Below are 23,874 nucleotides of genomic sequence, written 5' to 3'. Positions count from 1 at the left end.
CGGCACGACAAAAGGAAACCCAATGGCACGCATCGGCATCATCGGCAGCAAGGGGCGCATGGGCCAGGCGCTGGCGTCGGCGATCGAGGCCGCGGGACACGAACACTCAGGCGGCGTGGATCAGGGCGAGCAGCCCGGGCCACTGGCCTCGCGTTCGGACGTGCTGGTCGATTTCTCGGCCCCGCAGGCGCTCGGAGCGAACCTTGCCGCGGCCCGCGTGCCCGGCATTCCCCTCGTCATCGGCACGACCGGCCTCGGCGCTGAACACCACGCGCTGATCGACGAGGCGGCCGGAGCGATTCCTGTGCTCCAGACCGGGAATACCTCGCTCGGCGTGACATTGCTGGCGTACCTGGTGCAGGAGGCTGCCAGCCGTCTCGGGCCCGAATGGGATATCGAGATCGTCGAGATGCACCACCGCATGAAGGTCGACGCGCCGTCGGGGACCGCGCTGCTGCTGGGCGAGGCGGCAGCCCGAGGGCGCGGGATCGAACTGGCGTCGCATTCGGAAAGCGGCCGCGACGGACACACCGGCGCGCGGGCGGACGGAGCGATCGGGTTTGCGGCGCTTCGCGGCGGGACCGTTGCCGGCGATCATTCGGTGATCTTCGCCGGCTCGCAGGAACGGCTGAGGCTGTCGCACCAGGCGGAAGACCGCGCGATCTTCGCCACTGGCGCGGTGCACGCGGCCGATTGGCTGATCGGCAGGGAGCCGGGACGATACTCGATGCAGGACGTGCTCGCCCTCTGATCGCGCGCCCATGACCAAGGACCAGATCTTCGAGTTTTTCCGGCGCCTCGCCGAGGACAACCCATCGCCCGAAACCGAGCTGGAATACGGCAATGCCTACCAGCTCGTCGTCGCGGTCGCGCTTTCGGCACAGGCGACCGACGTCGGTGTGAACAAGGCGACCCGCGCGCTCTTTCGCGAGGTGAAAACGCCGCAGGCCATGCTCGATCTCGGCGAGGACGGCCTCAAGGAGCACATCAAGACCATCGGCCTCTTCAACTCCAAGGCCAAGAACGTGATTGCGCTCAGCCAGTTGCTGGTCGACGAATACGACGGCGAGGTGCCGGATACGCGCGAGGATCTGATCCGCCTGCCCGGAGTGGGGCGCAAGACCGCCAATGTCGTTCTCAATTGCTGGTTCGGGCAGGAAACCTTTGCCGTCGACACGCATATTTTCCGCGTCGGCAACCGCACGGGGCTCGCCAAGGGCAAGACGCCCGAAGCGGTCGAGGCCAAGCTGGAAAAGCGGGTGCCCGCCCCTTTCCGTCTCGGCGCGCATCACTGGCTCATCCTGCACGGCCGCTATGTCTGCAAGGCACGCACGCCCGAATGCTGGCGCTGCCAGGTCGCGGACCTGTGCAGCTTCCGCAAGAAGGTGCTGAAGAAGCCGAAGGGTCGCTAGCCCGCCAACGCCGCCAGCGCGATGCGGCGATAGATCCGCGCGAGAATTTCAAGGTCGTCGACCGCGACCGCCTCGTCGGTCTTGTGCATCGTCGCATTGACCAGACCGAATTCGATAACCGGCGCGACATCCTTGAGGAAACGCGCATCGGACGTCCCGCCGCTGGTCGAAAGTTCCGGCGTTACGCCCGTCTCCGATTCGACTGCGGCCACGATCATGTCGGAAAACGCGCCCGGCGGCGTGAGAAAGCTTTCGCCCGAAATCATCGGCCGCGCCGTCCCACCGTGTTTTTCCGCGATCGCCATGACCCTTTCCGACAGCGAAGTGCCGGAGTGCAGGTCGTTGAAGCGGATCGAGATTCGCGCGGTAGCCCTCGCCGGGATGACGTTGTGCGCCGGATTGATGCAGTCGATATGCGTGATTTCCAGATTGGACGGCTGAAACCAGTCGGTCCCCTCGTCCAGCACCAGAGCATCCAGTTCGGCCAGCATCGCGACCAGTTTCGGCACCGGGTTGTCGGCATTGTGCGGATAGGCGACGTGGCCCTGCACGCCCGCGACCTCGAGCCAGATATTGACCGATCCGCGCCGGCCGATCTTGGCCATGTCACCGAGGCGGTTCACGCTCGTCGGCTCACCCACCAGGATCAGGTCCGGGATTTCCCCGGCAGCTCGCATGTAGTCGATCAGCGCGCGCGTGCCGTGAAGCGCCGGCCCCTCCTCGTCGCCGGTGATGATGAAGCTCACGGTTCCGGCATCCGGCGGAATCTCCGCAATCGCGGCGATCATGCTCGCAATCGAGCCCTTCATGTCGACCGCGCCGCGCCCGTAGAGCAAGTCGCCGCCGGGTGCTGCACGTACTTCTGGCGCGAAGGCTCCGCTCGACCAGCCCTCTCCCGGGGGTACGACATCGAGGTGTCCGGCAAAGGCGAAATGGCGCGTTCCGGCAGGTCCGCGCCGGATCGCGAAGCAATTCTCGACCGGTGCCTCGTCGCTCCCCGGCTCGCCCTCGCCACGGGTGAAGCGGTGGACCTCGAACCCGAGCGGTAGGAGCATCTCCTCGAATACGTCGAACACCATGCCGGTCGCCGGGGTGACGCTGGGCGCCGCCATCAGCCTTTGCGCGAGGTCTGCTGCCGAAGTCATGGGAGCCTTGCCGTCCTTTTCAGTCTCTTGCGCGCACAGGCAACGGCCCGGAGGCGAACGCCTCGTCGAGCATCTGCGCCATTCGCAGGCCCGCCTGCGTGACCCGGCGCTGCGACAGCGGAATCGCGGCGACGATATCCTCCTGTGTCAGCGCGGTCTCGTCGGGCAGCTCGCCTTGCGTCTCGTCGCAGGGATCGCGGTCGAAGGCATTGGGATAGACGAACTCGCGCGCCGCCTGCCAGCTCTCGCGGCCCCAGTCGGCCGGGGTACCGCCGGCGAGATCGGCGCGCTCGGCGGCGGTGTAGCGGCGCACGAGCGACGGATCGGCGCTGGTGATCGCTCGTTCGGCAAGGGCGGTATCCCAGATCGAATGGAGGTTCCTGCCGGGCACGATTCCGTAGGCCGTCTCGCGATCGTTGCCGCCGCGATCGTCCTTGTCGCCCGAATGGAGCGGCATGTGCACATCGCCGACGAAATGGACGAGGAACAGCAGCGCTTCGAGCCGGACATTGTCGGGCAGGCTCTCGTCGGCGAGAATGCGCTGGTTGCGCTCGATCTGCGCGGTCACGCAATTGCCGCCGCTGCAATTGGCGCGCGGGTCGTATGCCCGGCAGATCGGCGTCGTGCGGTAATGCCATGCTGCGGTATATCCCCAGCGCCAGCCTTCGCTGCGGACACAGTCGGCCCATGTCGCCGCCTCGGCCAGGTCGGCGACCGGGCAGCCGGGCGTGCCGAGCTGGTCCTGCCTCGCCAGCAGCCGCGTGATGGCAGCGCGGGTGTGCGGGGACACGTTGGCCCAGGCGATCTCACCCGTGACCGAATGCGCGTAGTAACCCCAAGCCGAGGCCGCCCCCGGCAAGGCCAGCGCCGCCATGACGACCGCCGCGACGAGGCTGCGGACGATGCGCGAAACCGGTTCTCGCGTCACGCGACCGGCGCCTGGTCGTACTGTTCCATGACCCATTGCTCGTCCTCGGCAGCGGCCAGCCAGCCCTGCATCCATTCGTGTTCCCAGACCGACTGCATATAGGTCGCGGCAAAGCCCGGCACAGTAACTCCGTACGTGATGAAGCGGCTGACCACGGGCGCATAGAACACGTCCGCCGCCCCGAACGTGCCGAACAGGAACGGTCCGCCGCCGCCGAAGCGCGCGCGCGCCTCCGCCCAGAGCGTCAGGATGCGAACGATATCGGCCTCGACCTCGGGCGGGAATTGCACGCCTTCGAAGCGCTTGCGCATGTTCATCGGGCAGAACTTGCGCAGCGGCATGTAGCTGGAGTGCATCTCGGCGACCATCGAACGGGCGAGCCCGCGCGCCACATCGTCCTTGGGCCAGAAGCGATCGCGCCCGACCTTGTCGGCGAGATAGTCGAGGATCGCGAGGCTGTCCCACACGACGACCTCGTCATCCCACAGGATCGGGACCTTTCCGCTGGGCATGATATCGCCCGATTCCGACTTCGCCGCCTGCCATTCCTCGCCGTAGAGATTGACGGTCAGTTCCTCGAAAGAGAGCCCCGACTGCTTGGCCGCGAGCCAGCCGCGCAGCGACCAGCTCGAGTAGTTCTTGTTGCCGACGATGAGTTTCATGCGTGCCCCTGGTGCCCCTTTCCTCGCGCGCTAGCTGTTCATGCTGGCACTGTCGAGACTGAACGGGTACGCTGCAGCAATGACGCTCCGCCCATTTCACCTCGCCATTCCCGTCGACGATATTGCCAATGCAAGGCGCTTCTACGGCGGCGTGATGGGCTGCGCCGAGGGGCGCAGCGACACCGACTGGGTCGATTTCGATTTCTTCGGTCACCAGCTGGTGGTGCACCGGGCCGGGAGCGAGGCCGCAGGTGTCGATGCCGGGTCGAACCCTGTCGACGGGCACGATGTCCCGGTCCCGCATTTCGGCATCGTGCTGACGATGGAAAACTGGCAGGCGCTCGCCGACCGGCTGACAAGGGCGGGGACTCACTTCGCGATCGAACCGACCGTGCGTTTCAAGGGCCAGCCGGGCGAACAGGCGACGATGTTCTTCCGCGACCCGTCCGGCAACGCGCTCGAATTCAAGGCCTTTGCCGACGACGGCATGCTGTTCGCCACGTAAGCACGGCGCGTAGGGATCAGCAGCGCTGACCCCTACGGTGTAAGCCCGAAGGCGACTCCATACCTGCGGAGATTTCCCTAGGTTTCTTGTCGAAGTAGCTAAACGACGGGAAATCCAACTGCGACATTACAACGGCCTAGACCTGCTGCGCTTCGTGTCCGCGCTGCTCGTCGTTTTCTTTCACCTCTCGCAATCCAGCGGGTCGCGGGTCGCCTGGCCGGTCGCTCCGGCCGACGCTCCGCTGGCCTGGCTCGCGCCGGTCGGCAGCTTCGGCTGGGTCGGGGTCGAGATCTTCTTCGTCCTGTCGGGTCTGATCATCTCGGCCAGTGCCCGGGGCACGGGCGCCTGGACCTTTGCCAAGAAGCGCGCGATCCGCGTCCTGCCCGTGCTGTGGCTATCGGTCCCACTTGCGTTCGCTCTGCGCGCATGGAGCGGCGAGCCATTAGGCGAGTTGGTCGAGGCAGCGATCCGTTCCATACTGCTCCTGCCGCAGGGTCCCTACATCGACGGGGTCATCTGGACTCTGGTGGTCGAAGCCGTGTTCTACGCGATCGTCGCGCTGGTGCTGTCGGTCCCCGATCGCTTCGGAGGCTTCGAGCGGCGGCTGTTCGTTGCCGCGATCGCAATCGGTGCGGTGAGCTCGCTGTTCCTGCTGATCCATGCCGGCGCGCTGGCGCTGGGGGTGGACGGATCGATTTTCAATTGGTTCGCCTTCAAGGTAGGCCTGCTGCAACACGGCGTTTTCTTCACCCTCGGCATGCTCCTCTATCAAGCGCTCGAAGGGCATCGTAGCGCAGTCCGCACGGCCCTGATCGCCTGGTTCGCGGTGCTCTCGATGGTCGAGATCGCGATTAATGCCCTTGGCGAGGCGGGCGGGTTCGCGGCGATTTCGGTATGGGCGGCGGCGGTCACGCTGGGCTACCTCAGTGTTCGCCACGGCGACCGGCTGATGCAGGGTCCGGCCTGGGCCGTCACCCGACCGATCGGCAAGCTGACCTACCCTCTCTACCTCAACCATTTCGTTCTCGGCCAAGTGCTGGTGTTCGCTCTGCATCCGGTCGTCCGCGATCCTTATCTGCTCGGGGTGGTGGTATTGACCCTGCTGCTCGGTTACGCGCTCTTTCTCGCGATCGGACCCGAGCCGCTGATCCAGCGCCGGGCGAAGGAACGCCTACTCGACGGCAAGCCGCGTATGCGCGAGGCGCGCGCGGTCATCCCCGCATTCGAACGATAGCCGGCGCGCCGATTTGGAATAGCCGGACGATCGGCTATCACCATCGCGCCATGCCCCAGATCGCCGAATACGACCGCCCGGACGCGACTACCTTGTGCGAAGAAATCTATCCGGGCGCCAGGCCCGCGATCCTGCGCGGGGTGGGAGCGGAGCTAGAGCCTGTACGGATCGCCCGCCAAGGTACCGAAGCCTTCGCCCGCTATCTCAAGGATGCGATCGGCGAGACGCCGGTCAACGTGCTCGCCGCCCGACCGGATGCCGGCCCAACGTTCTTCTTCGACGGCGATCCCTCGCGGCTGAATTTCGAGCGCGGACGGATGCCGTTTGCCCGCTTCATCGACCATGTGCTGGCCCCGGATGCGGATCGGCGGATGGTCTATATCGAATCGACGAAAGCGGAAGAACTGAGCGTGGATCTGGCGCGCGCAATCCAGCTGCCGCTGGCTCCCCCGAACGTGCCGCCGCTCGTCTGGCTGGGCAACCGGACCGGCACGCACACGCATTTCGACGTGCAGCAGAACATCGCCTGTTTCGTGGCCGGCAGGCGCCGCTTCACGCTGTTCCCGCCCGAGCAGACGCCCAACCTCTACATGGCTCCGCTCGAACGTTCGCCGTCGAGCGCGCCGGTTTCCATGGTGCGGCTCGAAGGCCCCGATTTCGAGCGCTACCCGCGCTTTCGCAAAGCACTCGACCAAGCCCTGGTGGCAGAACTCGAGCCGGGCGACGCGATCTTCATCCCGTACATGTGGTGGCATCACGTCAGGGCGCTCGAGCCGTTCAACATGCTGGTGAACTATTGGTGGAACGAGCACGACGCCATGGGTGCGCCGATCGACGCGATGCTCCACGCCATCTTGGTGCTGCGCGACCTCCCGCCGCCGATGCGCGATGCGTGGCGGACCATGTTCGAAACCTTCGTGTTCAAGGCCCACGGCGAGCCGATGGACCATCTCGAACCGGGTCAGCAGGGCGGGCTCGGTCCGATCGACGGGCGCATGCGAATGCAGATGTGGCAGACCCTCGGGTCCGGACTATCCGAAGTGATGCGCAGGGTCTTTGCGCCCGGCAATCGCGGCTGAGCGCCGCGCAAAGGTCAGATCGACACGCCGGCGTCGGCTAGGATCGCGGTTCGCAGCGCGTCGATACCCATGCCCTTTTCGCTGCTGGTGATGTGCATTTCGGGGAAGGCGGCAACGTGCTTCTTCGCTTCCTCGGCCACCCGGGCCGAAACAGCTTCCAGCTCGCTGGCCTTGATCTTGTCCGCCTTGGTCAGGACGATGCGATAGGTCACCGCCGTCTCGTCGAGCATCTTCATCATCTCGCGATCGACGTCCTTGAGGCCGTGCCGGGCATCGACCAGCACCAGCGTCCGCGCGAGCGCGGCGCGGCCCTTGAGATAGGTGCGGACGAGGTTCTTCCACTTCTCGACCACCTTCACCGGGGCCTTGGCGAAGCCGTAACCGGGCATGTCGACCAGCCGCAGCACGGTCGGCTCGCCGACCTCGAAGAAGTTGAGCTCCTGCGTACGGCCGGGCGTCACCGAAGCGCGCGCGATCGCCTTGCGCGTAGTGATCGCGTTCAGCAGGCTCGACTTGCCGACGTTCGAGCGTCCGCAAAAGGCGATCTCCGGAACGGTCGGTTCGGGCAGGAACTTCAGCTGCGGGGCCGACAGCAGGAAATCCACCCTGCCGGAAAACAGCTTGCGTGCCGCGCGCTCCTCGGCGGTCGGGCCTTCGCCGCTCACGCCTTGCCCTTCTTCTTGTCTCGCGCGGCAACCGTCTTCTGATCGGTCTTCTGTTTCTCCGATGCCGCCCGCAATTGCGGGTGCTTGGAGTAGAGATACGTCTGCTGGGCCAGCGTCAGGAGGTTCGAGGTGACCCAGTAGAGCAGCAGGCCGGCGGCGAACGGCGCCATGACGAACATCAGCACCCACGGCATGATCGAGAAGATCTGCTGCTGGACCGGATCCATCGACGTCGGGTTCAGGCGGAAGGTCAGCCACATGGTGATGCCGAGCAGCACGGCCAGCACGCCGATGGCGAGGAAGCTGGGCGGCGTGAACGGCAGCAGGCCGAACAGGTTGAGAATCGTCGCCGGATCGGGTGCGGACAAGTCCTTGATCCACAGCACGAAGGGCTGGTGGCGCATTTCGATCGCCAGCATCAGCACCTTGTAGAGCGCGAAGAAGATCGGGATCTGGATCAGGATCGGCAGGCAGCCGGCCAGCGGATTGACGCCCTCGTTCTTGTAGAGCGCCATGATCTCCTGCTGCTGCTTGGGCTTGTCGTCCTTGTAGCGTTCCTGGATAGCCTTCATCTTGGGCTGGATCGCCTTCATGGCCGCCATGCTGGCGAACTGCTTCTGCGCGATCGGGAACATCAGCCCGCGGATGATGACGGTCAGCAGGATGATCGCCACGCCGAAATTGCCGGCGAGCTCGAACAGCTGGCGCAGCAGCCACAGGATCGGCTTCTCGAACCAGCGGAACCAGCCCCAGTCGATCGCGAGGCCGAATTTCTCGATTCCGGTCGCTTCGTACTGGTCGAGGATCACGCTGTCCTTGGCCCCGGCAAACAGCTGCGTGGTGCGGCTGATCTGGCGACCCGGAACGACCGTGAACGGCTCGTAGATGAGGTCGGAGCGGAACAGGTCGTTGCCGAGCGAGCGGAAGTCCGCTTCCGCGCCGCCCGAACCCGGTACCAGTGCGGACAGCCAGTAGATGTCGGTGAAGCCGAGCCACTTGGGCTGGCCCTCGGTCCGCGCGCGGCCTTCGTCGACGAGGTCGTCGTAGTCGGGACCGTACTGCGCCGAATCGCCGAAGACGCCGATCGGGCCGGAGTGGACGTTCCAGATGTCGCTCGATGCGGTGCGGCTAGTGCGATTAATCAGTGCGAACGGCTGCACGACGATCGATCCGCGCCCGGTGTTGGCGACCGTCTGGCGAGCGGTGATCATGTAATGCTCGTCGACCGACAGCTCGATCGTGAAGCGCTGGCCGCGACCGTTGTCCCACCGCAAAGTGACCGGAGTGGTCTGGGTCAGCTGCTGCCCGTCGGCTTCCCACAGCGTGCGCGCGTCGGGCACCGCGATACCGTCACCGACCCAGCCGAACTGCGCGAAATGCTGCGCCGGCGTGCCCTGCGGCGAGAAGATGCGGACCGGGCCGCTGTCCTTGTCGACCGTCTGGCGGTGATCCTTCAGCGTGATATCGTCGACCCGCGCACCGACGAGGTTGATCGAACCGGACAACTCCGGCGCATCGATCGCCACGCGGCTCGGCAACGCCAGTTCTGTCTCCAGGTCGGCATTTTCGAGCGCAATGTCCGCCGGGTTGGTAAGCCCGCCTTCCAGATTGCGCCCGCGGCGACCCGGGGTCACGTCGGCATCGACGGTATCGGTCGCCTCGATCGCCGCGTCCGCCTGCGCCTCGGTCTGCACGACCGGGTCGGGCTGCGGATAATAGCGGCTCATCACGAAGTCCCAGCCGAACAGCAGGGCTGCCGACAGAACCACGGCGAGCAGGAGATTACGCTGGTTGTCCAAAAATCGATCCCGTCAATTACGTCTTCGCCCAGTTAGGGCGGTGTATTAGATTATCAATACAGTGGTGCGGTCAAATTGCGATCAGGGAACCGGATCGTGTCCGTGCCCGCCCCAGGGCTGGCAGCGCAATATACGCTTAGTCGCCAGCCATCCACCCTTGATCGCACCATGTTTCCGGAGCGCCTCGATCGCATATTGCGAGCAGGATGGCTGGAAGCGGCAGGTCGGTGGCAGGATCCGGCTCGGCCCCCACTGCCAGAGACGCGCGATCAGGATAAGAACATGTTTCATCGCCTGTTACCCCGGGCGGGTCGGCGGCGCCGCGGATCGCCCTTGCCGGCAGCAGCCCTAGCCAGCGCGTCATCCAGTTCTTCGGCGAGGCGAGCAAAAGCCCGCTCGATTCCGCCGTCGCGCCCGATGAGGACATGGTCGTGATCGGGCAGTCCGCGAACCGGGAGCTGCGCCCGCAGCAACTCGCGAAAGCGCCGCTTCATCCGGTTCCGGACGACCGCGTTGCCGATCTTCTTCGTAACGGTGATGCCGTAGCGTTTGCCCTTCCCGTCGTTTGGCTGCGCCAGCAGCACGAAGCCGGGACGCGCCACCCGCAGGCCGCGATTCGCCGCGAGGAAGTCGGCGCGCTTCGTGATCACGGACGGTGATTCGGTCATGGGATGCTGATACGCGAACGGGCTCCTCGAAGGGAGCCCGCAAGGCCGGATGCCCGACCGCGCCAAAGCGACTGTCAGGTCGCGTCAGCGAGGAGATCGCGCGCCCGCACGGGCGTCGCAAAATTCAAGTTACGCGCAGAGGTTCTTGCGGCCGCGACGGCGGCGAGCGCGCAGCACCTTGCGGCCACCGGGGGTCGCCTTGCGCGCGAAGAAACCGTGGCGACGGGCACGCACCAGGTTGGAGGGCTGGAAAGTCCGCTTCATATCGTCCTCGAATATTCAAAATGGCGGTCCGGCCGATCCGGTGTCGCCAACAAAAAGGGCCGCCCGCGAAAGGCGACCGCCTGATGGAGCGCGCAGCTAGGCCAAGACCGGCGCCAAGTCAAGCCAAACACCGGGGCGGCGGCCCCGCCCCATTACAGGGCTTTAACCGGAACTGCCGGCCCCTGACTGATAGCGACCCGGACAGTAATTTCGGGGGTTTCGTGGTCGCACTCGTCCGCACGGTCGCCTATCTCGGGCTGGAAGCGCGCGCCGTCGAGGTGCAGTGCTCGATCGCGCCGGGCCTGCCCAATTTCAACATCGTCGGCCTCGCTGACAAGGCCGTGGGCGAAAGCAAGGAACGGGTGCGCGCCGCGCTCGCCTCGATGGGCCTCGCCCTGCCGCCCAAGCGGATCACCATCAACCTCTCGCCTGCCGACCTGCCCAAGGAAGGTAGCCATTACGACCTGCCGATCGCGCTTGCCCTGCTCGCCAGCATCGGGGTGACCGATGCGGAACAGCTGGCCGACTGGATCGCGGTCGGCGAACTGGCGCTCGACGGGCGGGTCGTCCCCTCGCCCGGAGTGCTGCTGGCAGCGATTCACGCGCACGGCGAGGAAGCGGGGCTGATTTGTCCGCGCGACCAGGGGAGCGAGGCGCGCTGGGCGAGCGGCATCCCTGTCCTCGCCGCTCCCGATCTCGTCAGCCTGCTCAATCACCTCAAGGGCACGCAGCGCCTGCCCGATCCGGTACCCGGCACGGTGGAAGAGCCGGATCACGGCCCCGACCTGAAGCGCGTGAAGGGGCAGGAGACGGCCAAGCGTGCACTGGAAATAGCCGCGGCAGGCGGACACAATCTGCTGCTGGTCGGGCCGCCCGGTGCGGGCAAGAGCCTGCTGGCAAGCTGCTTGCCGGGCATCCTGCCTCCCCTGACGAGCGCGGAGGCACTCGAAAGCTCGATGGTCGCGTCGGTTGCGGGCCTACTCGAAGGCGGCAAGATCAGCCGGACCCGGCCCTATCGCGCGCCGCATCATTCGGCGAGCATGGCGGCGCTGACCGGCGGCGGCCTCAAGGTGAAACCGGGCGAAGTCAGCCTGGCGCACCTGGGCGTCCTGTTCCTCGACGAACTTCCCGAGTTCCAGCGTGCGGTGCTCGATTCGCTACGCCAGCCGCTCGAGACCGGCCACGTCGACGTCGCGCGTGCCAATGCTCACGTTACCTTCCCCGCCCGGGTCCAACTGGTCGCGGCGATGAACCCGTGCCGCTGCGGCCATCTCGGCGATCCTGCCCTCGCCTGCAGCCGCGCGCCGCGCTGCGCCGCCGATTATCAAAGCAAGGTCTCGGGCCCGCTGCTCGACCGGATCGACCTGCATGTCGAAGTCGAGCCGGTCAGCGCCAGCGACCTCGCGCTGCCGCCTGCCGCCGAAGGCAGTGCCGAGGTCGCCCGGCGCGTAGCCGGTGCCCGTGCGCTGCAATCGGAGCGCGGGCGGGAGAGCGGCGCGCGGACCAATGCCGAACTCGACGGCGATGCGCTCGAACGCTGGGCGACGCCCGACGAGGCAGGTCGCAAGCTGCTGCTGCAGGCGGCCGAGGCCATGCGGCTGACCGCGCGCGGATATACCAGGATGCTGCGCGTCGCGCGGACCATCGCCGACCTCGCGCGCGCCGAACAGGTCGGACGCATCCATATCGCCGAAGCGCTCAGCTACCGCCGCCAGCCGCCGCGGGCTTGAATCTTGATGTCTGCTGGTGGTGGGAAGCGGAAGGTCTGGTTTCCGGTGGTTATGCAGCTAATACCAATCAAGGCTTCGGGTTGGGGTTGGCGTAGTGTCAGGGACGGTCATCGCAGTAGCCAGGGATGAGCGACACAACTTCTCGAAGAGGGTTGTTGCGGAGATCGAGATCATCGCAGGTCTGGGCGTTGCTGGTGACGCTCATCTGGGTGAAAAGGTGAAGCACCGTTCACGCGTAAGAACCGATCCAGCCCAACCCAATCTCCGCCAAGTCCATCTGATCCACTCTGAGCTGTTCGATGAAGTTGCCGAAAAAGGCTTTTCGGTGAAGCCAGCGGACCTTGGCGAAAACATCACGACCAAGGGCGTAGACCTGTTGGGCCTTCCTCGTCATTCAGTCCTGGAGATCGGCGAGGAAGTGCGTTTGCAAGTTAAGGGTCTCCGAAATCCCTGCGCGCAAATAGACAACTTCCAGAAAGGCCTGCTGTCAGCCGTGCTCGACAAAGGTCCGAGCGGCGAATTGAGACGCAAATCTGGAATTATGACGGTGGTCCTTACGGGCGGTCGTGTTCGCGCCGGTGATCCCGTCACTGTGCAACTGCCTGATCCACCTTTCCTTCCGCTTGAGCGGGTGTAGGGCGCTTATTCGCCTTTGGGGCATTCGGGGTTTGCGCTCACTTTCCGCCATCTGGCGAGTGGCAATCGTCAAGGGGAGGTGCTGAAGGCGGTCGGGAGCCGATCCGCCGCGCTTGCGTTTCCTCTCCTATGATCAGGCAGTTACTTCCTCTCGTCGGCGCCGCGGCCCTGTCCGCGTGCGCGACCGTCCCGCAGTCCGGCGGATCGGCCGATAGCTCTTCCGACACGTTGGTCGACCGCGAGGCATCGGGGGCGCTCGCGCTGTTCCCGATCCTCGACCGGGAGGCCGGGCCGGACAAGAACGTGGTCTATTCGCCGGCCGGCGTCGACCAGGCCTTCGGCCTCCTGCGGCTGGGTGCCTCGGGCGACACGGCGGCGCAGCTCGATGCGATCCTGCCCGCGCCGCGTAGCGCCGACTACCTGCGAACGGACAAGGACGATGTCGAGGTCCGCATCGCCAATGCCCTGTTCCTGTCGGACGACTTCCGGTTCCGCGAGAGCTATCTCGTTTCCGCCAAGCGCCGCTACGATGCCACCGCACAGGCCATCGACGTGGCAAAGCCCGATGCCTCGGCAAAGCAGATCAACTCTTGGGCCGACAAGGCGACCGAAGGGCTGATCCCGGAAGTCATCAGCCCGAGCGCAATCACGCCCGATCTCGTCGCCGTGCTGGCCAATGCGCTCTATTTTGATGGCAAGTGGCAGCAAAAACTGCTGCACGGCTCGACGCGCGACTTCCTCTACGGCGACGGCAGCGAGCGTCTGTTCAAGTTCGTGGGCGACGTGCAGGAGCAGAAGCTGGTCGAAACGGGCGGGCTGACCGCGCTCCGCCTGCCTTATCGCAATACGCGCTATGCGATGGACATCATCGTGCCGAGCAAGCGTGGCGTCATGGGGACTGCGCCGCAGACCGACCGGATCGAGAGCATGGGCAAGGCGCTCGATGCAGCCACGCCGCGCCCGGTCGACATCGCCATCCCGCAGTTCGAGGTCGAATACGATACCGGCCTGGTGCCGACCTTGCAGGCGCTCGGGCTGACGCTGCCGTTTCAAAAGGATCGGGCCGACCTGTCGGCCATGGTCGAGCCGGGGCAGACACCGGTGTGGGTCAGCGACGTGCGCCATCTGACGAAATTGCAGGTGTTCGACGAGGGAACGCGCGCCGCCGCCGTCACTACCGTCAGCATCATCACCACCGGCTCGCGCATCTACCGGGTGAAGCCGGTACCATTCGTCGTTGATCAGCCCTTCGTGATCGTGATTCGCGACCTACAGGAAGGCGAGGTACTGTTCATCGGGCGGATCGCCGACCCGCAGGAGTTCACGCCCGAAGTCGAGCCTTACTGAGCCGGAGGTCCCTCCACCGTGGCCCACCAGTCGGCATAGGTGGAGTTCTTGGCGAGCTTGCGGTTCTGGTCCGGCGCGCCATCGTCCCACCACACCGGCCCGCGCTCGCCGAGTGCGACTTTGGCTGCATGGACGCCGGCGCGGGCAGCCTTCTCGGCTGTCTCGTCACCGGATTTCAGCGCCACGCCAACAGCGCGGCGCGCCTCCATCAGCTCGTTGACGAGACGCTCGCGGTCCTTTTCCGGCAATGCGGGATTGCTGGTCCGCCAGAGGCGACCGCGCACGACGATGTAGCGCCCGTCCGGAGTGCGGAGCGCATTTGCGGCTTCGTTCAGCTGGCGACGACCTTCAGGTCCGGCTTGCGGGCCGGAGTGGCGCGCGTGCCGTCGGCGCGCAGGCCGAGGTCTTCGGGATGGACCAGATGCAGGTCGGCACCGGTCAGGATCCGCCCGTCATGCGCGATGATCGATATCGGGCCGATCGGCAGGCGATCGCGTTCGTCGACGAGCACCGGGTTTTCCTCGAACTCGCCGCCGTACTTGTGGCCCCACTGGCGCAGCGCGATCATCGCCGGCAGCAGGTCGAAGCCCTTCTCGGTCAGGCGATATTCGATCTTGCGGCGATCGTCCGCGCACGGTTCGCGCTTCAGAATGCCGTGCTCGACCAGCTTGGCGAGCCGGTTGGAGAGAATGTTCCGCGCGATGCCCAGTTCGTTGAGGAACTCTTCGAAGTGGTGGAGGCCGTTGAAGCTGGCCCGCAGGATCATGAAGGACCAGCGTTCGCCCATGACTTCCAGAGCTGCCGGAAGCCCGCAACCGTTCAGTTCCCGCAAGTTCTCGCGAATTTTGCCCATCGTGATCCTTTCGTAGCCCGCGCAGCATAGCCGAACCGCGCCCTTTCGCAAAAAGTTCATTTTTAGGTTGCATAGTGCAACTGACATTTATAGGTAGTGAATAGCAACTGGTTGTGATTCGCAACTTACATACATGAAAGGAAGACAGATGTCCCTCTCCCTCCCGCATCTCTCCGTCGGCCGCAGCGCAGGCGCCGCCGTCCTCGCGCTCGCCTACACCGCCCTCACTTTCGGTGCCACTCTCGCTCCGCAACCCGTGGCGGCGAGCGAGGTCTTCTATCGCGCCGAACTGGCCCAGCCGGTGAGCGAGGCCCGCACCGTGGCCGGCGGCGTCGCCTGGTTCTGCAAGGAAACGACCTGCGTTGCCGGCAAGGGCACGTCGCGCCCGCTGCGGGTCTGCCGCAGCCTTGCAAAGGAAGTCGGCAGTATCGCCAGCTTCTCGGCGAAGGGCGAGACGCTCGACGAGGCGAAGCTCGCGACCTGCAACGGCGAGTAAGCCCCCACCCTTTCTCGATCCTCCCTCCTCTCCATCGGGCGGATCCCCCTCGAGAGCCTCCGGCATCCCCATGCCGGAGGCCTTTTTTCGTCAGGTCGGGAGCAGTCCGCGATCGGTGAGGTCGGCGCGCAGGCCTGCCGGATCGGTGAACAAATGTGTGTGCCACCCGTCCAGATCGGCCGCCGTGATGTTCGCCGCATTGTCGTCGATGAACAGCATGCGGTCGGCAGGAAAGCCGAATCGGCGCTCGGCCAGGCGGAAGATTGCCGGATCGGGTTTCGCCAGCCGCTCCTGGCCGGACACGACGATGTCGCGAAACCGGCCGAGAACCGGCTCGGTCGGGCGGAACATTGACCAGAACTCGGCGCCGAAATTGGTGATCGCGAACAGCGGATGTCCCGCATCGTCCAGTTCGTTGATGATGTCCGCAGTGCCTTCGGCCGGGCCCGGAATGGTCTCGAGGAACCGCTCGGCATAGGCATCGATCAGCCAGGCGTGGTCCGGAAAGCGCGCCTTTCGCTCGGGCAGCATCGCGGCGAGCGGCCTGCCCGCATCGTGCTGGAAATGCCATTCCTCGGTCACGACATTGGCGAGGAACCAGTCGAGCTCGCCCTCGTCCTCGATCAGCTTGCCGAACAGGGCGCGCAGATCCCACTGCACGATCACGCGCCCGACATCGAACACCACCGCGTCGATTTCAGACATGCAAAAAGCCTCCGCTGATGCAGAGGCTTTGCACTTCATCGCGACCGCGCATCGTGCGCGGCGCGGCAACCATTAGCCCTGGCGGGCCTTGAAGCGACGGTTGGTCTTGTTGATTACATACGTACGGCCACGGCGGCGAATGACACGGCAATCGCGGTGGCGGTTCTTCAGCGACTTGAGGCTGTTCCGGACTTTCATGGTACCATTTTCCAAAAATAAGGGCACCGGAGGTGGTCTCCGATGCCGGAATTTCAAGTGCGGGCGCCTAGTGGGTGGCCGGATGCGAGTCAAGAACCGAAGTCAGGAATCGACGAGCCGCGAAGCCAATTTCTGCCCCCAATTGACCGGCGCATGGTGTTTCGCTTCAGTTCATGGCGGGACTGATAGCAACGTGCAGTTACGCAGGGGTAGGCTTTTTCGAATGTCGGTACTCCACCCCCCGGACCCATGCCGGCTTGCACTGCGTTGTCTGATGGCACCGCGCCACCGCGCGCCTGTCGATCGAGAGGAGTCGCTTTGATGAAATTCGCAAAACTGGCCGCGCTGGCGCTCGGCACCGCAACACTCGCCGCCTGTGCTACCGCGCCCGGGCCGGTCGAAGTCACCCGCTTCCACGATGCCAGCGCGCTAAGCCGGCTCGGAAACGGGACGATCTTCATCGAGGCAGCGCCGGGCGAAGACGCCTCCGGCCTAGAGATGGCACCTTACAAGGCCGCGATCGCGCGGCAGTTGACGGCACTCGGCTATCGCGAGACGACCCGCGCCCAGGCAGACCAGATCGCACAGGTCTCGCTCGACCGGTACAAGTCGCGCGAAGGCGATCGACGCGGCCCGGTCAGCGTGGGTGTCGGCGGCTCCACCGGCAGCTATGGCTCGGGCCTGGGTGTCGGCGTGGGACTCAATCTCGGCGGCGGCGCGAAGGACAAGGTCGGGACCGATCTCGCCGTGGCGATCAAGGACAAGGCCTCGGGCAACAATCTGTGGGAAGGCCGCGCACAATTCGCCGTTGCCGAGAACTCGGACCTTGCGCGCACCGAAGCGAACGCCCAGACGGTCGCCTCCGCGCTGTTCCGGGAGTTTCCCGGCGGCAATGGCGAAACGGTGGAAGTCGGAGTGAAATAGTGAGCGACATCGCGATCGATACGGCGTTCGATAGCGGCAATATCGAAGTCCGGTCGATCGACGGGCCGACCGCCACTCTGGCGATCCGCAAGGACCACCAGTCGGACTTCGCGCAGTGGTTCCATTTCCGCGTTTCCGGCGCTGCAGGCCGGGAGGTCACTCTCAGGATCGTCGATCTCGAGACGAGCGCCTATCCGCAGGGCTGGCCGGGCTACAATGCCTGCGTCAGCGAAGACCGCGAATACTGGGCGCGTGCGGCGAGCAGCTACGATAAGAACGCCGACAACGGCACGCTGACGATTACCTATACGCCGGCGAGCGACATCGCCTGGTTTGCCTATTTCGCACCCTATTCGATGGAACGGCACCATGATCTGATTGCCGAGGCGTCGGCCAGCGAAGGCGTGACCTATCGCAGGCTGGGCGAGACGCTCGACGGGCAATCGCTCGATTGCCTCGAACTGGGCGACGGCGAGCTGCAGGTCTGGCTCTATGCTCGCCAGCACCCCGGCGAAAGCATGGCCGAGTGGTGGATGGAAGGCGCGCTAGAATGCCTGACCGACCCGACCGATTCCGTAGCGCGTGCGCTGCGCCAGCGCTGTGCCTTCCATATCGTGCCCAATTGCAATCCCGACGGATCGCGCCGCGGGCATTTGCGGACCAATGCGGTCGGCAGCAATCTCAACCGCGAGTGGGAAACGCCGACGGCCGAAAAATCGCCCGAAGTGCTCGCGATCCGCAACGCGATGGACGAAACCGGCGTCGACTTCGCGATGGACGTTCACGGCGACGAGGCGATCGCGGCGGTCTTCCTCGCGGGCTTCGAGGGCATTCCGTCCTGGACCGATGCGCAGGGTGACGGCTTCTACTCCTACCGCTCGATCCTCGAACGGCGCACGCCCGATTTCCAGACGGCCAAGGGCTATCCGGTCTCTAAGCCCGGCACGGCGAATCTCACCATGAGCACCAACCACGTCGCCGAGCGTTTCGGCGCTGTCGCGATGACGCTCGAGATGCCGTTCAAGGACAACGACGACCTGCCCGACCCCGAGCAGGGGTGGAGCCCGGAACGCTCCAAGATGCTGGCGCGCGATTGCCTTGCCGCGCTGCTCGAATGGATCGAGGCGCGCGAAAGCTAGTCTTTCAGCAGGCCCGCCAGCCGCCCTGAAATCAGTTCCTCCGCCTCGGCCATGATCCGGTCGATCAGTTCCTTGCAGGTTGGGATGTCATTGATGAGCCCGGCGACCATGCCGCAGGACCAGGCGCCTGCGTCCATCTCGCCTTCGGTCATCACGCGCGGGTAGACGCCTGCGACTTCCTCGATGATGTCCTCGAACTTGAGGTCGGGGCCCAGGCGCCGCTCCTTCTCCAGCAGCCGCTCGACCGCCTCGTTCGTCAGCACCCGCTCGGTGTTGCGCAGCGGGCGCATGACCAGCCGGGTGTCGAGCTCGCTCGCCGCGAGGATCGCCTGCTTCACGTTCTCGTGAACCGGCGCTTCCTTCGTCGCGATGAAGCGCGTGCCCATGTTCATGCCTTCCGCGCCCATCGCGAGACTGGCGACGAGGCTGCGCGCATCGGCCATGCCGCCGCTTGCGACGAAGGGGATTTCGAGCTCGTCCGCGGCGCGCGGCAGCAGGATCATGTTCGGGATGTCGTCTTCGCCCGGATGGCCGCCGCATTCGAAACCGTCGACCGAAACCGCATCGCAGCCGATCGCCTGCGCCTTCAGGCTGTGGCGCACGCTGGTGCACTTGTGGATGACCTTGACGCCCGCGTCCTTGAAGAAGGGCAGCACCTGCGCCGGGTTGTTACCCGCCGTCTCCACCGCCTTGACCCCGCCGTCGATGATCGCCTTGACCAGGCCCGGATAGTCGGGCGCATTGACGGTCGGCAGGAAGGTCAGGTTCACGCCGAACGGCTTGTCGGTCATGTCGCGGCACCTGGCGATCTCGTCGGCCAGCTTCTCCGGCGTGCCGAGCGTCAGCCCGGTGATGATGCCGAGCCCGCCCGCATTGGACACCGCCGCGGCCATTTCCGCGAAACCGACGTAGTGCATGCCGCCCTGGATGATCGGATGCTCGATGCCGAACAATTCGGTGATGCGGGTCTTCATGGTGTTCTCTCCCGGAACTGTGCTTGTGATTCGCGACCAAACTTGGCGCGCAGCGGTAGCTCTGGCAAGGAACGCCGACGAGCGATGCCGCGCATTCCGCGCTGCCGTAAGGGAAGCCCGACATGAGCAGCGAATGGACCATCGGCATCATCGGCGGCTCGGGCCTGTACGCGCTCGATTCGCTCGAAGACGCGCAGTGGATCGGGGTGAAGTCTTCCTTCGGCGAGCCGTCGGACGAGATCCTGTGCGGCCGGATTGGCGATGTGCGCGTGCGGTTTCTGCCCCGCCACGGACGCGGCCATCGCATCGCGCCCGGCGAACTGAACGCGCGGGCCAATATCGACGTGCTCAAGCGGGCTGGCTGCACGGATGTGCTGGCGATCAGCGCGGTCGGCAGCTTGCGCGAGGAACTGCCGCCCGGCCATTTCGTCGCCGTCGACCAGTTCATCGACCGGACCAAGGCGCGGGCGGACAGTTTCTTCGGCTCGGGTTTCGTCGCCCATGTGTCGATGGCCAACCCGGTCTGCCCGCGGTTAAGCAAGATGGCTGCGGCAGCGGTCGGAAAAGGGGGCGGCAAGGCCACGCTCGGCGGAACCTACCTGGCGATGGAAGGGCCGCAGTTTTCCACCCGCGCCGAAAGCCGGCTGTACCGCGAGTGGGGCGCCGACGTGATCGGCATGACCGGCTTTCCCGAAGCCCGCCTCGCGCGCGAGGCCGAGCTGCCTTACGCGCTGCTCGGCATGGTCACCGACTACGATGCCTGGCGCGAGAACGAAAAGCCGGTCGACGTCTCGGAAGTGATCGAGCAGATGGGGTCGAACAGCGCGCTGGCGAGAAAGACGATCGAGGCTTTTGTCGCGGCCTTGCCGGAAAAGCGTGCGCCCTCACCGATCGACACGACGCTGGACGATGCCGTGATCACCGCGCCCGACAATCACGACCCACAACTGGTCGCGAGGCTCGATGCGGTTGCCGGGCGACTGCTGCGCATGGCCCGCGGCCAATAGCTCAGACCATGCTGCCGGGCCGCACGATGCGGTCGAATTCCTCCTCCTCCACATAGCCAAGATCCAGGGCCGCCTTGCGCAGCGTCGTGCCGTCCTTGTGCGCTCTCTTCGCGATTTCTGCGGCCTTGTCGTAGCCGATGTGCGGCGCGAGCGCGGTCACCAGCATCAGCGAGCTTTCGACCAGTTCCTCGATCCGGTCGCGATTGGGTTCGATCCCGATCACGAGATTGTCGGTGAAGCTGACAGAAGCGTCGGCCAGCAGCCGGATCGACTGGAGCAAGGTGTAGCCGATCACCGGGCGGAACACGTTGAGCTCGAACTGCCCTTGGCTGCCAGCGAACTGCATGGTCGACTGGTTGCCCATCACCCGCGCCGCGACCTGCGTCAGAGCTTCGCACTGGGTCGGGTTGACCTTGCCCGGCATGATCGAACTGCCCGGCTCGTTCGCGGGGAGCGACAATTCTCCGAGGCCCGCCCTCGGCCCGCTGGCAAGGAAGCGGATGTCGTTTGCGATCTTGTAGAGCGCGCTCGCCAGCGCCGCGAGCGAACCGTGGCAGAAGACGAGCGCATCTTCCGCCCCCAGCGCCGCGAACTTGTCGGGCGCGCTGGTAAAAGCAAGGCCGGTATCTTCCGCCAGATCGCTGGCGAAAGCCGCGCCGAAGCCATCAGGCGCGTTGAGCCCGGTGCCGACCGCCGTGCCGCCTTGCGCCAGTTCCATAACGCCGGGCACCGTCGCCTCGATCCGCGCGATCGACTGCTCGACCTGCGCGGCATAGCCGCCGAATTCCTGCGCCAGAGTCAGCGGCACGGCATCCTGCGTATGCGTGCGGCCGATCTTGACGATATCGCCCCAGCGAGCGGCCTTGTCGGCCAGTGCTTGGTGGAGGTGGCGCAACGCAGGCAGCAAGTCGCCCGCTATCGCACGCGCCGCAGCGACGTGGATCGCGGTCGGAATGGTATCGTTCGACGACTGGCTCATGTTGACGTGATCGTTGGGATGGACCGGCGACTTGGCCCCCGCCTCGCCGCCAAGCAGGATGTTTGCCCGGTTCGCGATCACCTCGTTGGCATTCATGTTCGACTGCGTGCCCGAGCCGGTCTGCCACACGACCAGAGGGAAATGTTCGTCCAGCTTGCCATCGGCGACTTCGCTGGCCGCCTCCACGATCGCATCGCCAAGCCTTGCATCCAGCCCGGCCAGCCGCATGTTCACCCGCGCCGCCGCCCGCTTCACCAGCCCGAGCGCATGGACAATGCCGAGCGGCATGGTCTCGCCGCCGATGCGGAAATTCTCGAGCGAGCGCTGGGTCTGCGCGCCCCATAACTTGTCGGCGGGGACTGCGAGCTCGCCCATCGTGTCGCTTTCCATCCTGTGTCCGGCCATGCTGTGCCTCCTGCGCTTGCCACCGCCCTATACCGCCGGGCGTGTTCTCCCAAGACACTCGCCAACCGGGCAGCCGTTCCCTAGAGATGATCGCCAATGCGCGATCTCATGGTCATCGGCGGCGGAATAAACGGCGCGGGCATCGCTCGCGATGCGGCGGGGCGCGGCCTGTCGGTGATCCTGTGCGAGAAGGACGATCTCGCTGCACACACCTCCTCCGCCAGCACCAAGCTGGTCCATGGCGGGCTGCGCTATCTCGAGCATTACGAATTCCGGCTGGTCCGCGAATCGCTGCAGGAACGCGACGTGCTGTTGCGCAACGCACCGCACATCATCTGGCCGCTGCGTTTCGTCCTGCCGCACGACAAGGGGCTGCGCCCGAAATGGATGCTGCTCGCGGGGCTGTTTCTCTACGACCGCCTGGGCGGGAGAAGCGCGCTGCCGAAAAGCCGCGGCGTGAACCTGCGCGAATTGCCGCACCGTCCGGTGCTGAAGGAACGCTTCACCAGCGGCTTCGAGTACTCGGACTGCTGGGTCGAGGATTCGCGGCTGGTCGTCCTGACCGCCATGGACGCGCGGGATCGGGGAGCGGAGGTCCGCACGCGGACCCGGGTGACCGCGCTCGAGCGCCTGCCGGACCGGTGGCGCGCCACGCTCGCCACCGGGAATGGCGAGGAAGTGATCGAGGCCCGCGCCATCGCGAATGCCGCAGGTCCATGGGTGGACGATCTCGCTCAGCTTGGCCTTGCGGGAGAGGCCAAGGTGCACCTGCGGCTTGTCAAGGGCAGCCACATCATCGTTCCCCGCAAGTTCGCCGGCGAGACCGCTTACATCTTCCAGAACGGCGACGGGCGGATCATTTTCGCCATACCCTACGAGCGCGAGTTCACCCTGATCGGGACCACCGACCTCCTGTTCGAGGGGGACCGCGACACGCCGGAAATCTCGGCGCAGGAGATCGACTACCTGTGCAGCGCGGCATCGGAATATTTCCGCAGCCCGGTGACGCCAGACGAGATCGTCTCGACCTATTCGGGCATCCGTCCGCTCTACGAGGACAATTCGGCGAAGAATTCGACCGTCACCCGCGACTACGTGTTCGAGGTCGATACCCACGAAGGCGCGCCGATGCTCTCGGTCTACGGCGGCAAGATCACGACCTATCGGCGGCTTGCCGAACACGCGCTCGAAAAGCTTGCGCCCCTGCTCGGAGCGGACGAGACGCCATGGACCAGGAACGCGCCGCTTCCCGGCGGCGACATGCCGGACGCCGACTTCAAGGCCTTCCTCTGGGCTGCAAGCGAGCGCTGGCCGTGGCTGCCGCCCGAGATGCTGCTGCGACTTGCGCGTGCCTACGGGACCCGGATCGAAAGGGTGATCGGCGATGCGACCGGGCTGAGCGGGCTCGGCGAGCATTTCGCGGGCGATCTCTACGAGGCGGAACTGCAATACCTGGTCGACGAGGAGTTCGCGCAGACCGGCCGGGATGTCCTGTGGCGTCGCTCCAAGCTCGGCCTCCATATCAAGGGCGACATATCATCGGTTATCGACCGCTGGCTCGCCGCGCGCTAGTAGCTGCATCCATGGGCCGCTTCCTTCGCATCTTCGCTGCGCTGCTTGCGCTCGTCGTCGCGCATCCCGCGCTGGCAGAGGTCACTCTCTCGTTTCACAGCTTCAACGGCTCGGTGCTGGTCGGCCGCTATCCGCATACCTTCGTGGTGATGCAGGGTACGCTCGACGACGGGACGCGGATCAACGAGAACTATGGCTTCAGCGCGAAGAGCGCAGGGCCCGCCGTGCTGCGCGGGCCGGTCGAACACGTCGTGATGACCGAGAAGCAGAAGTACATCACCTCGACCAACCGCCATTTCTCGGTCCAGATCGACGATGCCAAATACTGGGCGATCCGGCGCGAGGTGGACCGGTGGCGCAACGCGCCGGGCAAGTATTACGACCTCGACACGCGCAACTGCATCCATTTCGTCGGCGCGATCGCGAAGCTGGTCGGGGTTAAGGTCGATTACCCGCAGGACATGCTTCGCCGGCCCAAGATGTGGCTGAACCACATCACCGGGAGGAACCCGCAACTGGGGGCAAAACCCGTCGACTGAGGCGCGGGC

General features: G+C 65.4%; 28 protein-coding genes. 14 read left to right on the top strand and 14 right to left on the bottom strand.

The genetic code is table 11. The features are described from left to right. Positions 1 to 22: 22 nt before the first annotated feature. On the top strand, positions 23 to 751 hold the full coding sequence (dapB, locus tag GRI48_RS10105; protein WP_160674897.1) for a 4-hydroxy-tetrahydrodipicolinate reductase: 729 nt from the start codon (positions 23 to 25) through the stop codon (positions 749 to 751). A 10-nt stretch (positions 752 to 761) separates the two neighbouring features. Beyond that, positions 762 to 1,412, top strand: a complete 651-nt coding sequence (gene nth / locus GRI48_RS10100; protein ID WP_160674894.1) for an endonuclease III — start codon at positions 762 to 764, stop codon at positions 1,410 to 1,412. On the opposite strand, the gene dapE is transcribed toward nth, so the two are convergent. Genes dapE through GRI48_RS10085 form a run of 3 tightly spaced genes read right to left on the bottom strand, consistent with a single transcriptional unit; the run spans position 1,409 to position 4,147 of the window. Then, positions 1,409 to 2,557 (bottom strand): succinyl-diaminopimelate desuccinylase, encoded by a 1,149-nt coding sequence (gene dapE, locus GRI48_RS10095; protein WP_160674891.1) that lies wholly within the window; start codon positions 2,555 to 2,557, stop codon positions 1,409 to 1,411. The genes nth and dapE overlap by 4 nt on opposite strands. A 19-nt stretch (positions 2,558 to 2,576) precedes the next feature. After that, a complete protein-coding gene (locus GRI48_RS10090; RefSeq protein ID WP_337190802.1) occupies positions 2,577 to 3,485 on the bottom strand; it encodes a S1/P1 nuclease in 909 nt (302 codons plus the stop codon). After that, positions 3,482 to 4,147 (bottom strand): glutathione S-transferase family protein, encoded by a 666-nt coding sequence (locus tag GRI48_RS10085; RefSeq protein WP_160674888.1) that lies wholly within the window; start codon positions 4,145 to 4,147, stop codon positions 3,482 to 3,484. The genes GRI48_RS10090 and GRI48_RS10085 overlap by 4 nt, the downstream gene beginning before the upstream one ends. Before the next feature lie 79 nt (positions 4,148 to 4,226). Here GRI48_RS10085 and GRI48_RS10080 point away from each other — a divergent pair, with 79 nt between their 5' ends. From GRI48_RS10080 to GRI48_RS10070, 3 genes are all read left to right on the top strand, one after another. After that, positions 4,227 to 4,652, top strand: coding sequence for a VOC family protein (locus GRI48_RS10080; protein ID WP_160674885.1), 426 nt, complete (start codon positions 4,227 to 4,229; stop codon positions 4,650 to 4,652). A gap of 112 nt (positions 4,653 to 4,764) precedes the next feature. Further along, a complete protein-coding gene (locus GRI48_RS10075) occupies positions 4,765 to 5,886 on the top strand; it encodes an acyltransferase family protein (protein WP_337190813.1) in 1,122 nt (373 codons plus the stop codon). Positions 5,887 to 5,936: 50 nt separating this feature from the next. Further along, on the top strand, positions 5,937 to 6,965 hold the full coding sequence (locus tag GRI48_RS10070) for a cupin-like domain-containing protein (protein WP_160674879.1): 1,029 nt from the start codon (positions 5,937 to 5,939) through the stop codon (positions 6,963 to 6,965). Positions 6,966 to 6,979: 14 nt separating this feature from the next. Here the strand turns inward: GRI48_RS10070 and yihA are convergent, their stop codons facing one another. The 5 genes from yihA to rpmH form a co-directional block, all read right to left on the bottom strand. Beyond that, on the bottom strand, positions 6,980 to 7,630 hold the full coding sequence (gene yihA / locus GRI48_RS10065; protein ID WP_160674876.1) for a ribosome biogenesis GTP-binding protein YihA/YsxC: 651 nt from the start codon (positions 7,628 to 7,630) through the stop codon (positions 6,980 to 6,982). After that, positions 7,627 to 9,429 (bottom strand): membrane protein insertase YidC, encoded by a 1,803-nt coding sequence (gene yidC, locus GRI48_RS10060; RefSeq protein WP_160674873.1) that lies wholly within the window; start codon positions 9,427 to 9,429, stop codon positions 7,627 to 7,629. Before yidC ends, yihA begins: the two co-directional genes overlap by 4 nt. 81 nt (positions 9,430 to 9,510) lie before the next feature. Beyond that, positions 9,511 to 9,720 carry a membrane protein insertion efficiency factor YidD gene (gene yidD / locus GRI48_RS10055; RefSeq protein WP_160674870.1) on the bottom strand — a complete coding sequence of 70 codons (210 nt, stop codon included), beginning with the start codon at positions 9,718 to 9,720 and terminating at the stop codon, positions 9,511 to 9,513. Then, the gene (rnpA, locus tag GRI48_RS10050; protein WP_160674867.1) at positions 9,717 to 10,097 is read right to left on the bottom strand and encodes a ribonuclease P protein component; all 381 of its coding nucleotides are present in this window, start codon (positions 10,095 to 10,097) and stop codon (positions 9,717 to 9,719) included. Before rnpA ends, yidD begins: the two co-directional genes overlap by 4 nt. Positions 10,098 to 10,226: 129 nt before the next feature. Continuing rightward, a complete protein-coding gene (rpmH, locus tag GRI48_RS10045; RefSeq protein WP_160674864.1) occupies positions 10,227 to 10,361 on the bottom strand; it encodes a 50S ribosomal protein L34 in 135 nt (44 codons plus the stop codon). Between the two features lie 221 nt (positions 10,362 to 10,582). Here rpmH and GRI48_RS10040 point away from each other — a divergent pair, with 221 nt between their 5' ends. The 3 genes from GRI48_RS10040 to GRI48_RS10030 all read left to right on the top strand — a co-directional run bounded on the left by GRI48_RS10040 (position 10,583) and on the right by GRI48_RS10030 (position 14,074). Continuing rightward, complete coding sequence (locus tag GRI48_RS10040; protein ID WP_160674861.1) at positions 10,583 to 12,091, top strand: YifB family Mg chelatase-like AAA ATPase; 1,509 nt, start codon at positions 10,583 to 10,585, stop codon at positions 12,089 to 12,091. Positions 12,092 to 12,185: 94 nt separating this feature from the next. Next, on the top strand, positions 12,186 to 12,728 hold the full coding sequence (locus tag GRI48_RS10035) for an MOSC domain-containing protein (RefSeq protein ID WP_160674858.1): 543 nt from the start codon (positions 12,186 to 12,188) through the stop codon (positions 12,726 to 12,728). Between the two features lie 128 nt (positions 12,729 to 12,856). Next, entirely contained in the window at positions 12,857 to 14,074 is a 1,218-nt protein-coding gene (locus GRI48_RS10030) for a serpin family protein (RefSeq protein WP_160674855.1), read from the top strand. Here the strand turns inward: GRI48_RS10030 and GRI48_RS10025 are convergent. Then, complete coding sequence (locus GRI48_RS10025) at positions 14,068 to 14,358, bottom strand: hypothetical protein (RefSeq protein ID WP_337190801.1); 291 nt, start codon at positions 14,356 to 14,358, stop codon at positions 14,068 to 14,070. The genes GRI48_RS10030 and GRI48_RS10025 overlap by 7 nt on opposite strands. 47 nt (positions 14,359 to 14,405) lie before the next feature. Further along, the gene (locus GRI48_RS10020) at positions 14,406 to 14,927 is read right to left on the bottom strand and encodes a winged helix-turn-helix transcriptional regulator (RefSeq protein WP_160674852.1); all 522 of its coding nucleotides are present in this window, start codon (positions 14,925 to 14,927) and stop codon (positions 14,406 to 14,408) included. A 148-nt stretch (positions 14,928 to 15,075) separates the two neighbouring features. Here GRI48_RS10020 and GRI48_RS10015 point away from each other — a divergent pair, with 148 nt between their 5' ends. Beyond that, entirely contained in the window at positions 15,076 to 15,423 is a 348-nt protein-coding gene (locus GRI48_RS10015) for a CC_3452 family protein (RefSeq protein WP_160674849.1), read from the top strand. Between the two features lie 90 nt (positions 15,424 to 15,513). Here GRI48_RS10015 and GRI48_RS10010 read toward each other — a convergent pair whose 3' ends face one another. Then, a complete protein-coding gene (locus tag GRI48_RS10010; protein WP_160674846.1) occupies positions 15,514 to 16,128 on the bottom strand; it encodes an HAD-IA family hydrolase in 615 nt (204 codons plus the stop codon). 72 nt (positions 16,129 to 16,200) lie between these two features. Next, a complete protein-coding gene (gene ykgO / locus GRI48_RS10005; protein ID WP_011415100.1) occupies positions 16,201 to 16,326 on the bottom strand; it encodes a type B 50S ribosomal protein L36 in 126 nt (41 codons plus the stop codon). Positions 16,327 to 16,647: 321 nt separating this feature from the next. Here ykgO and GRI48_RS10000 point away from each other — a divergent pair, with 321 nt between their 5' ends. Continuing rightward, positions 16,648 to 17,250, top strand: coding sequence for a DUF4136 domain-containing protein (locus tag GRI48_RS10000; protein ID WP_160674843.1), 603 nt, complete (start codon positions 16,648 to 16,650; stop codon positions 17,248 to 17,250). Beyond that, the gene (locus GRI48_RS09995; RefSeq protein WP_160674840.1) at positions 17,250 to 18,389 is read left to right on the top strand and encodes a M14-type cytosolic carboxypeptidase; all 1,140 of its coding nucleotides are present in this window, start codon (positions 17,250 to 17,252) and stop codon (positions 18,387 to 18,389) included. The genes GRI48_RS10000 and GRI48_RS09995 overlap by 1 nt, the downstream gene beginning before the upstream one ends. Here GRI48_RS09995 and GRI48_RS09990 read toward each other — a convergent pair. Further along, complete coding sequence (locus GRI48_RS09990) at positions 18,386 to 19,363, bottom strand: NAD(P)H-dependent flavin oxidoreductase (protein ID WP_160674837.1); 978 nt, start codon at positions 19,361 to 19,363, stop codon at positions 18,386 to 18,388. The two genes, GRI48_RS09995 and GRI48_RS09990, sit on opposite strands and share 4 nt — an antisense overlap. 122 nt (positions 19,364 to 19,485) lie before the next feature. Here GRI48_RS09990 and GRI48_RS09985 point away from each other — a divergent pair, with 122 nt between their 5' ends. Continuing rightward, positions 19,486 to 20,370 carry a phosphorylase family protein gene (locus GRI48_RS09985; protein ID WP_160674834.1) on the top strand — a complete coding sequence of 295 codons (885 nt, stop codon included), beginning with the start codon at positions 19,486 to 19,488 and terminating at the stop codon, positions 20,368 to 20,370. 1 nt (position 20,371) lies between these two features. Here GRI48_RS09985 and fumC read toward each other — a convergent pair whose 3' ends face one another. Continuing rightward, entirely contained in the window at positions 20,372 to 21,754 is a 1,383-nt protein-coding gene (fumC, locus tag GRI48_RS09980; RefSeq protein WP_160674831.1) for a class II fumarate hydratase, read from the bottom strand. Between the two features lie 96 nt (positions 21,755 to 21,850). Here fumC and glpD point away from each other — a divergent pair, with 96 nt between their 5' ends. Then, positions 21,851 to 23,326, top strand: coding sequence for a glycerol-3-phosphate dehydrogenase (glpD, locus tag GRI48_RS09975; RefSeq protein ID WP_160674828.1), 1,476 nt, complete (start codon positions 21,851 to 21,853; stop codon positions 23,324 to 23,326). Positions 23,327 to 23,337: 11 nt separating this feature from the next. Continuing rightward, positions 23,338 to 23,865: a hypothetical protein gene (locus tag GRI48_RS09970; protein ID WP_160674825.1), complete on the top strand. Its 528-nt coding sequence runs from the start codon at positions 23,338 to 23,340 to the stop codon at positions 23,863 to 23,865. Positions 23,866 to 23,874 lie beyond the last annotated feature (9 nt).

It is taken from the genome of Qipengyuania oceanensis (assembly GCF_009827535.1).
GTDB lineage: Bacteria > Pseudomonadota > Alphaproteobacteria > Sphingomonadales > Sphingomonadaceae > Qipengyuania_C > Qipengyuania_C oceanensis.
The sequence above is the reverse complement of the archived record's forward strand: the minus strand, read 5'-3'. Positions and strand labels throughout refer to the sequence as shown.

Coding starts and splice junctions, on each gene's coding strand:
- dapB (WP_160674897.1), top strand. CDS start 23: ATGGCACGCATCGGCATCATCGGCAGCAAGGGGCGCATGGGCCAGGCG.
- nth (WP_160674894.1), top strand. CDS start 762: ATGACCAAGGACCAGATCTTCGAGTTTTTCCGGCGCCTCGCCGAGGAC.
- dapE (WP_160674891.1), bottom strand. CDS start 2,557: ATGACTTCGGCAGCAGACCTCGCGCAAAGGCTGATGGCGGCGCCCAGC.
- GRI48_RS10085 (WP_160674888.1), bottom strand. CDS start 4,147: ATGAAACTCATCGTCGGCAACAAGAACTACTCGAGCTGGTCGCTGCGC.
- GRI48_RS10080 (WP_160674885.1), top strand. CDS start 4,227: ATGACGCTCCGCCCATTTCACCTCGCCATTCCCGTCGACGATATTGCC.
- GRI48_RS10070 (WP_160674879.1), top strand. CDS start 5,937: ATGCCCCAGATCGCCGAATACGACCGCCCGGACGCGACTACCTTGTGC.
- yidD (WP_160674870.1), bottom strand. CDS start 9,720: ATGAAACATGTTCTTATCCTGATCGCGCGTCTCTGGCAGTGGGGGCCG.
- rnpA (WP_160674867.1), bottom strand. CDS start 10,097: ATGACCGAATCACCGTCCGTGATCACGAAGCGCGCCGACTTCCTCGCG.
- rpmH (WP_160674864.1), bottom strand. CDS start 10,361: ATGAAGCGGACTTTCCAGCCCTCCAACCTGGTGCGTGCCCGTCGCCAC.
- GRI48_RS10030 (WP_160674855.1), top strand. CDS start 12,857: ATGATCAGGCAGTTACTTCCTCTCGTCGGCGCCGCGGCCCTGTCCGCG.
- GRI48_RS10020 (WP_160674852.1), bottom strand. CDS start 14,927: ATGGGCAAAATTCGCGAGAACTTGCGGGAACTGAACGGTTGCGGGCTT.
- GRI48_RS10015 (WP_160674849.1), top strand. CDS start 15,076: ATGTCCCTCTCCCTCCCGCATCTCTCCGTCGGCCGCAGCGCAGGCGCC.
- GRI48_RS10010 (WP_160674846.1), bottom strand. CDS start 16,128: ATGTCTGAAATCGACGCGGTGGTGTTCGATGTCGGGCGCGTGATCGTG.
- ykgO (WP_011415100.1), bottom strand. CDS start 16,326: ATGAAAGTCCGGAACAGCCTCAAGTCGCTGAAGAACCGCCACCGCGAT.
- GRI48_RS10000 (WP_160674843.1), top strand. CDS start 16,648: ATGAAATTCGCAAAACTGGCCGCGCTGGCGCTCGGCACCGCAACACTC.
- GRI48_RS09990 (WP_160674837.1), bottom strand. CDS start 19,363: ATGAAGACCCGCATCACCGAATTGTTCGGCATCGAGCATCCGATCATC.
- GRI48_RS09985 (WP_160674834.1), top strand. CDS start 19,486: ATGAGCAGCGAATGGACCATCGGCATCATCGGCGGCTCGGGCCTGTAC.
- fumC (WP_160674831.1), bottom strand. CDS start 21,754: ATGGCCGGACACAGGATGGAAAGCGACACGATGGGCGAGCTCGCAGTC.
- glpD (WP_160674828.1), top strand. CDS start 21,851: ATGCGCGATCTCATGGTCATCGGCGGCGGAATAAACGGCGCGGGCATC.
- GRI48_RS09970 (WP_160674825.1), top strand. CDS start 23,338: ATGGGCCGCTTCCTTCGCATCTTCGCTGCGCTGCTTGCGCTCGTCGTC.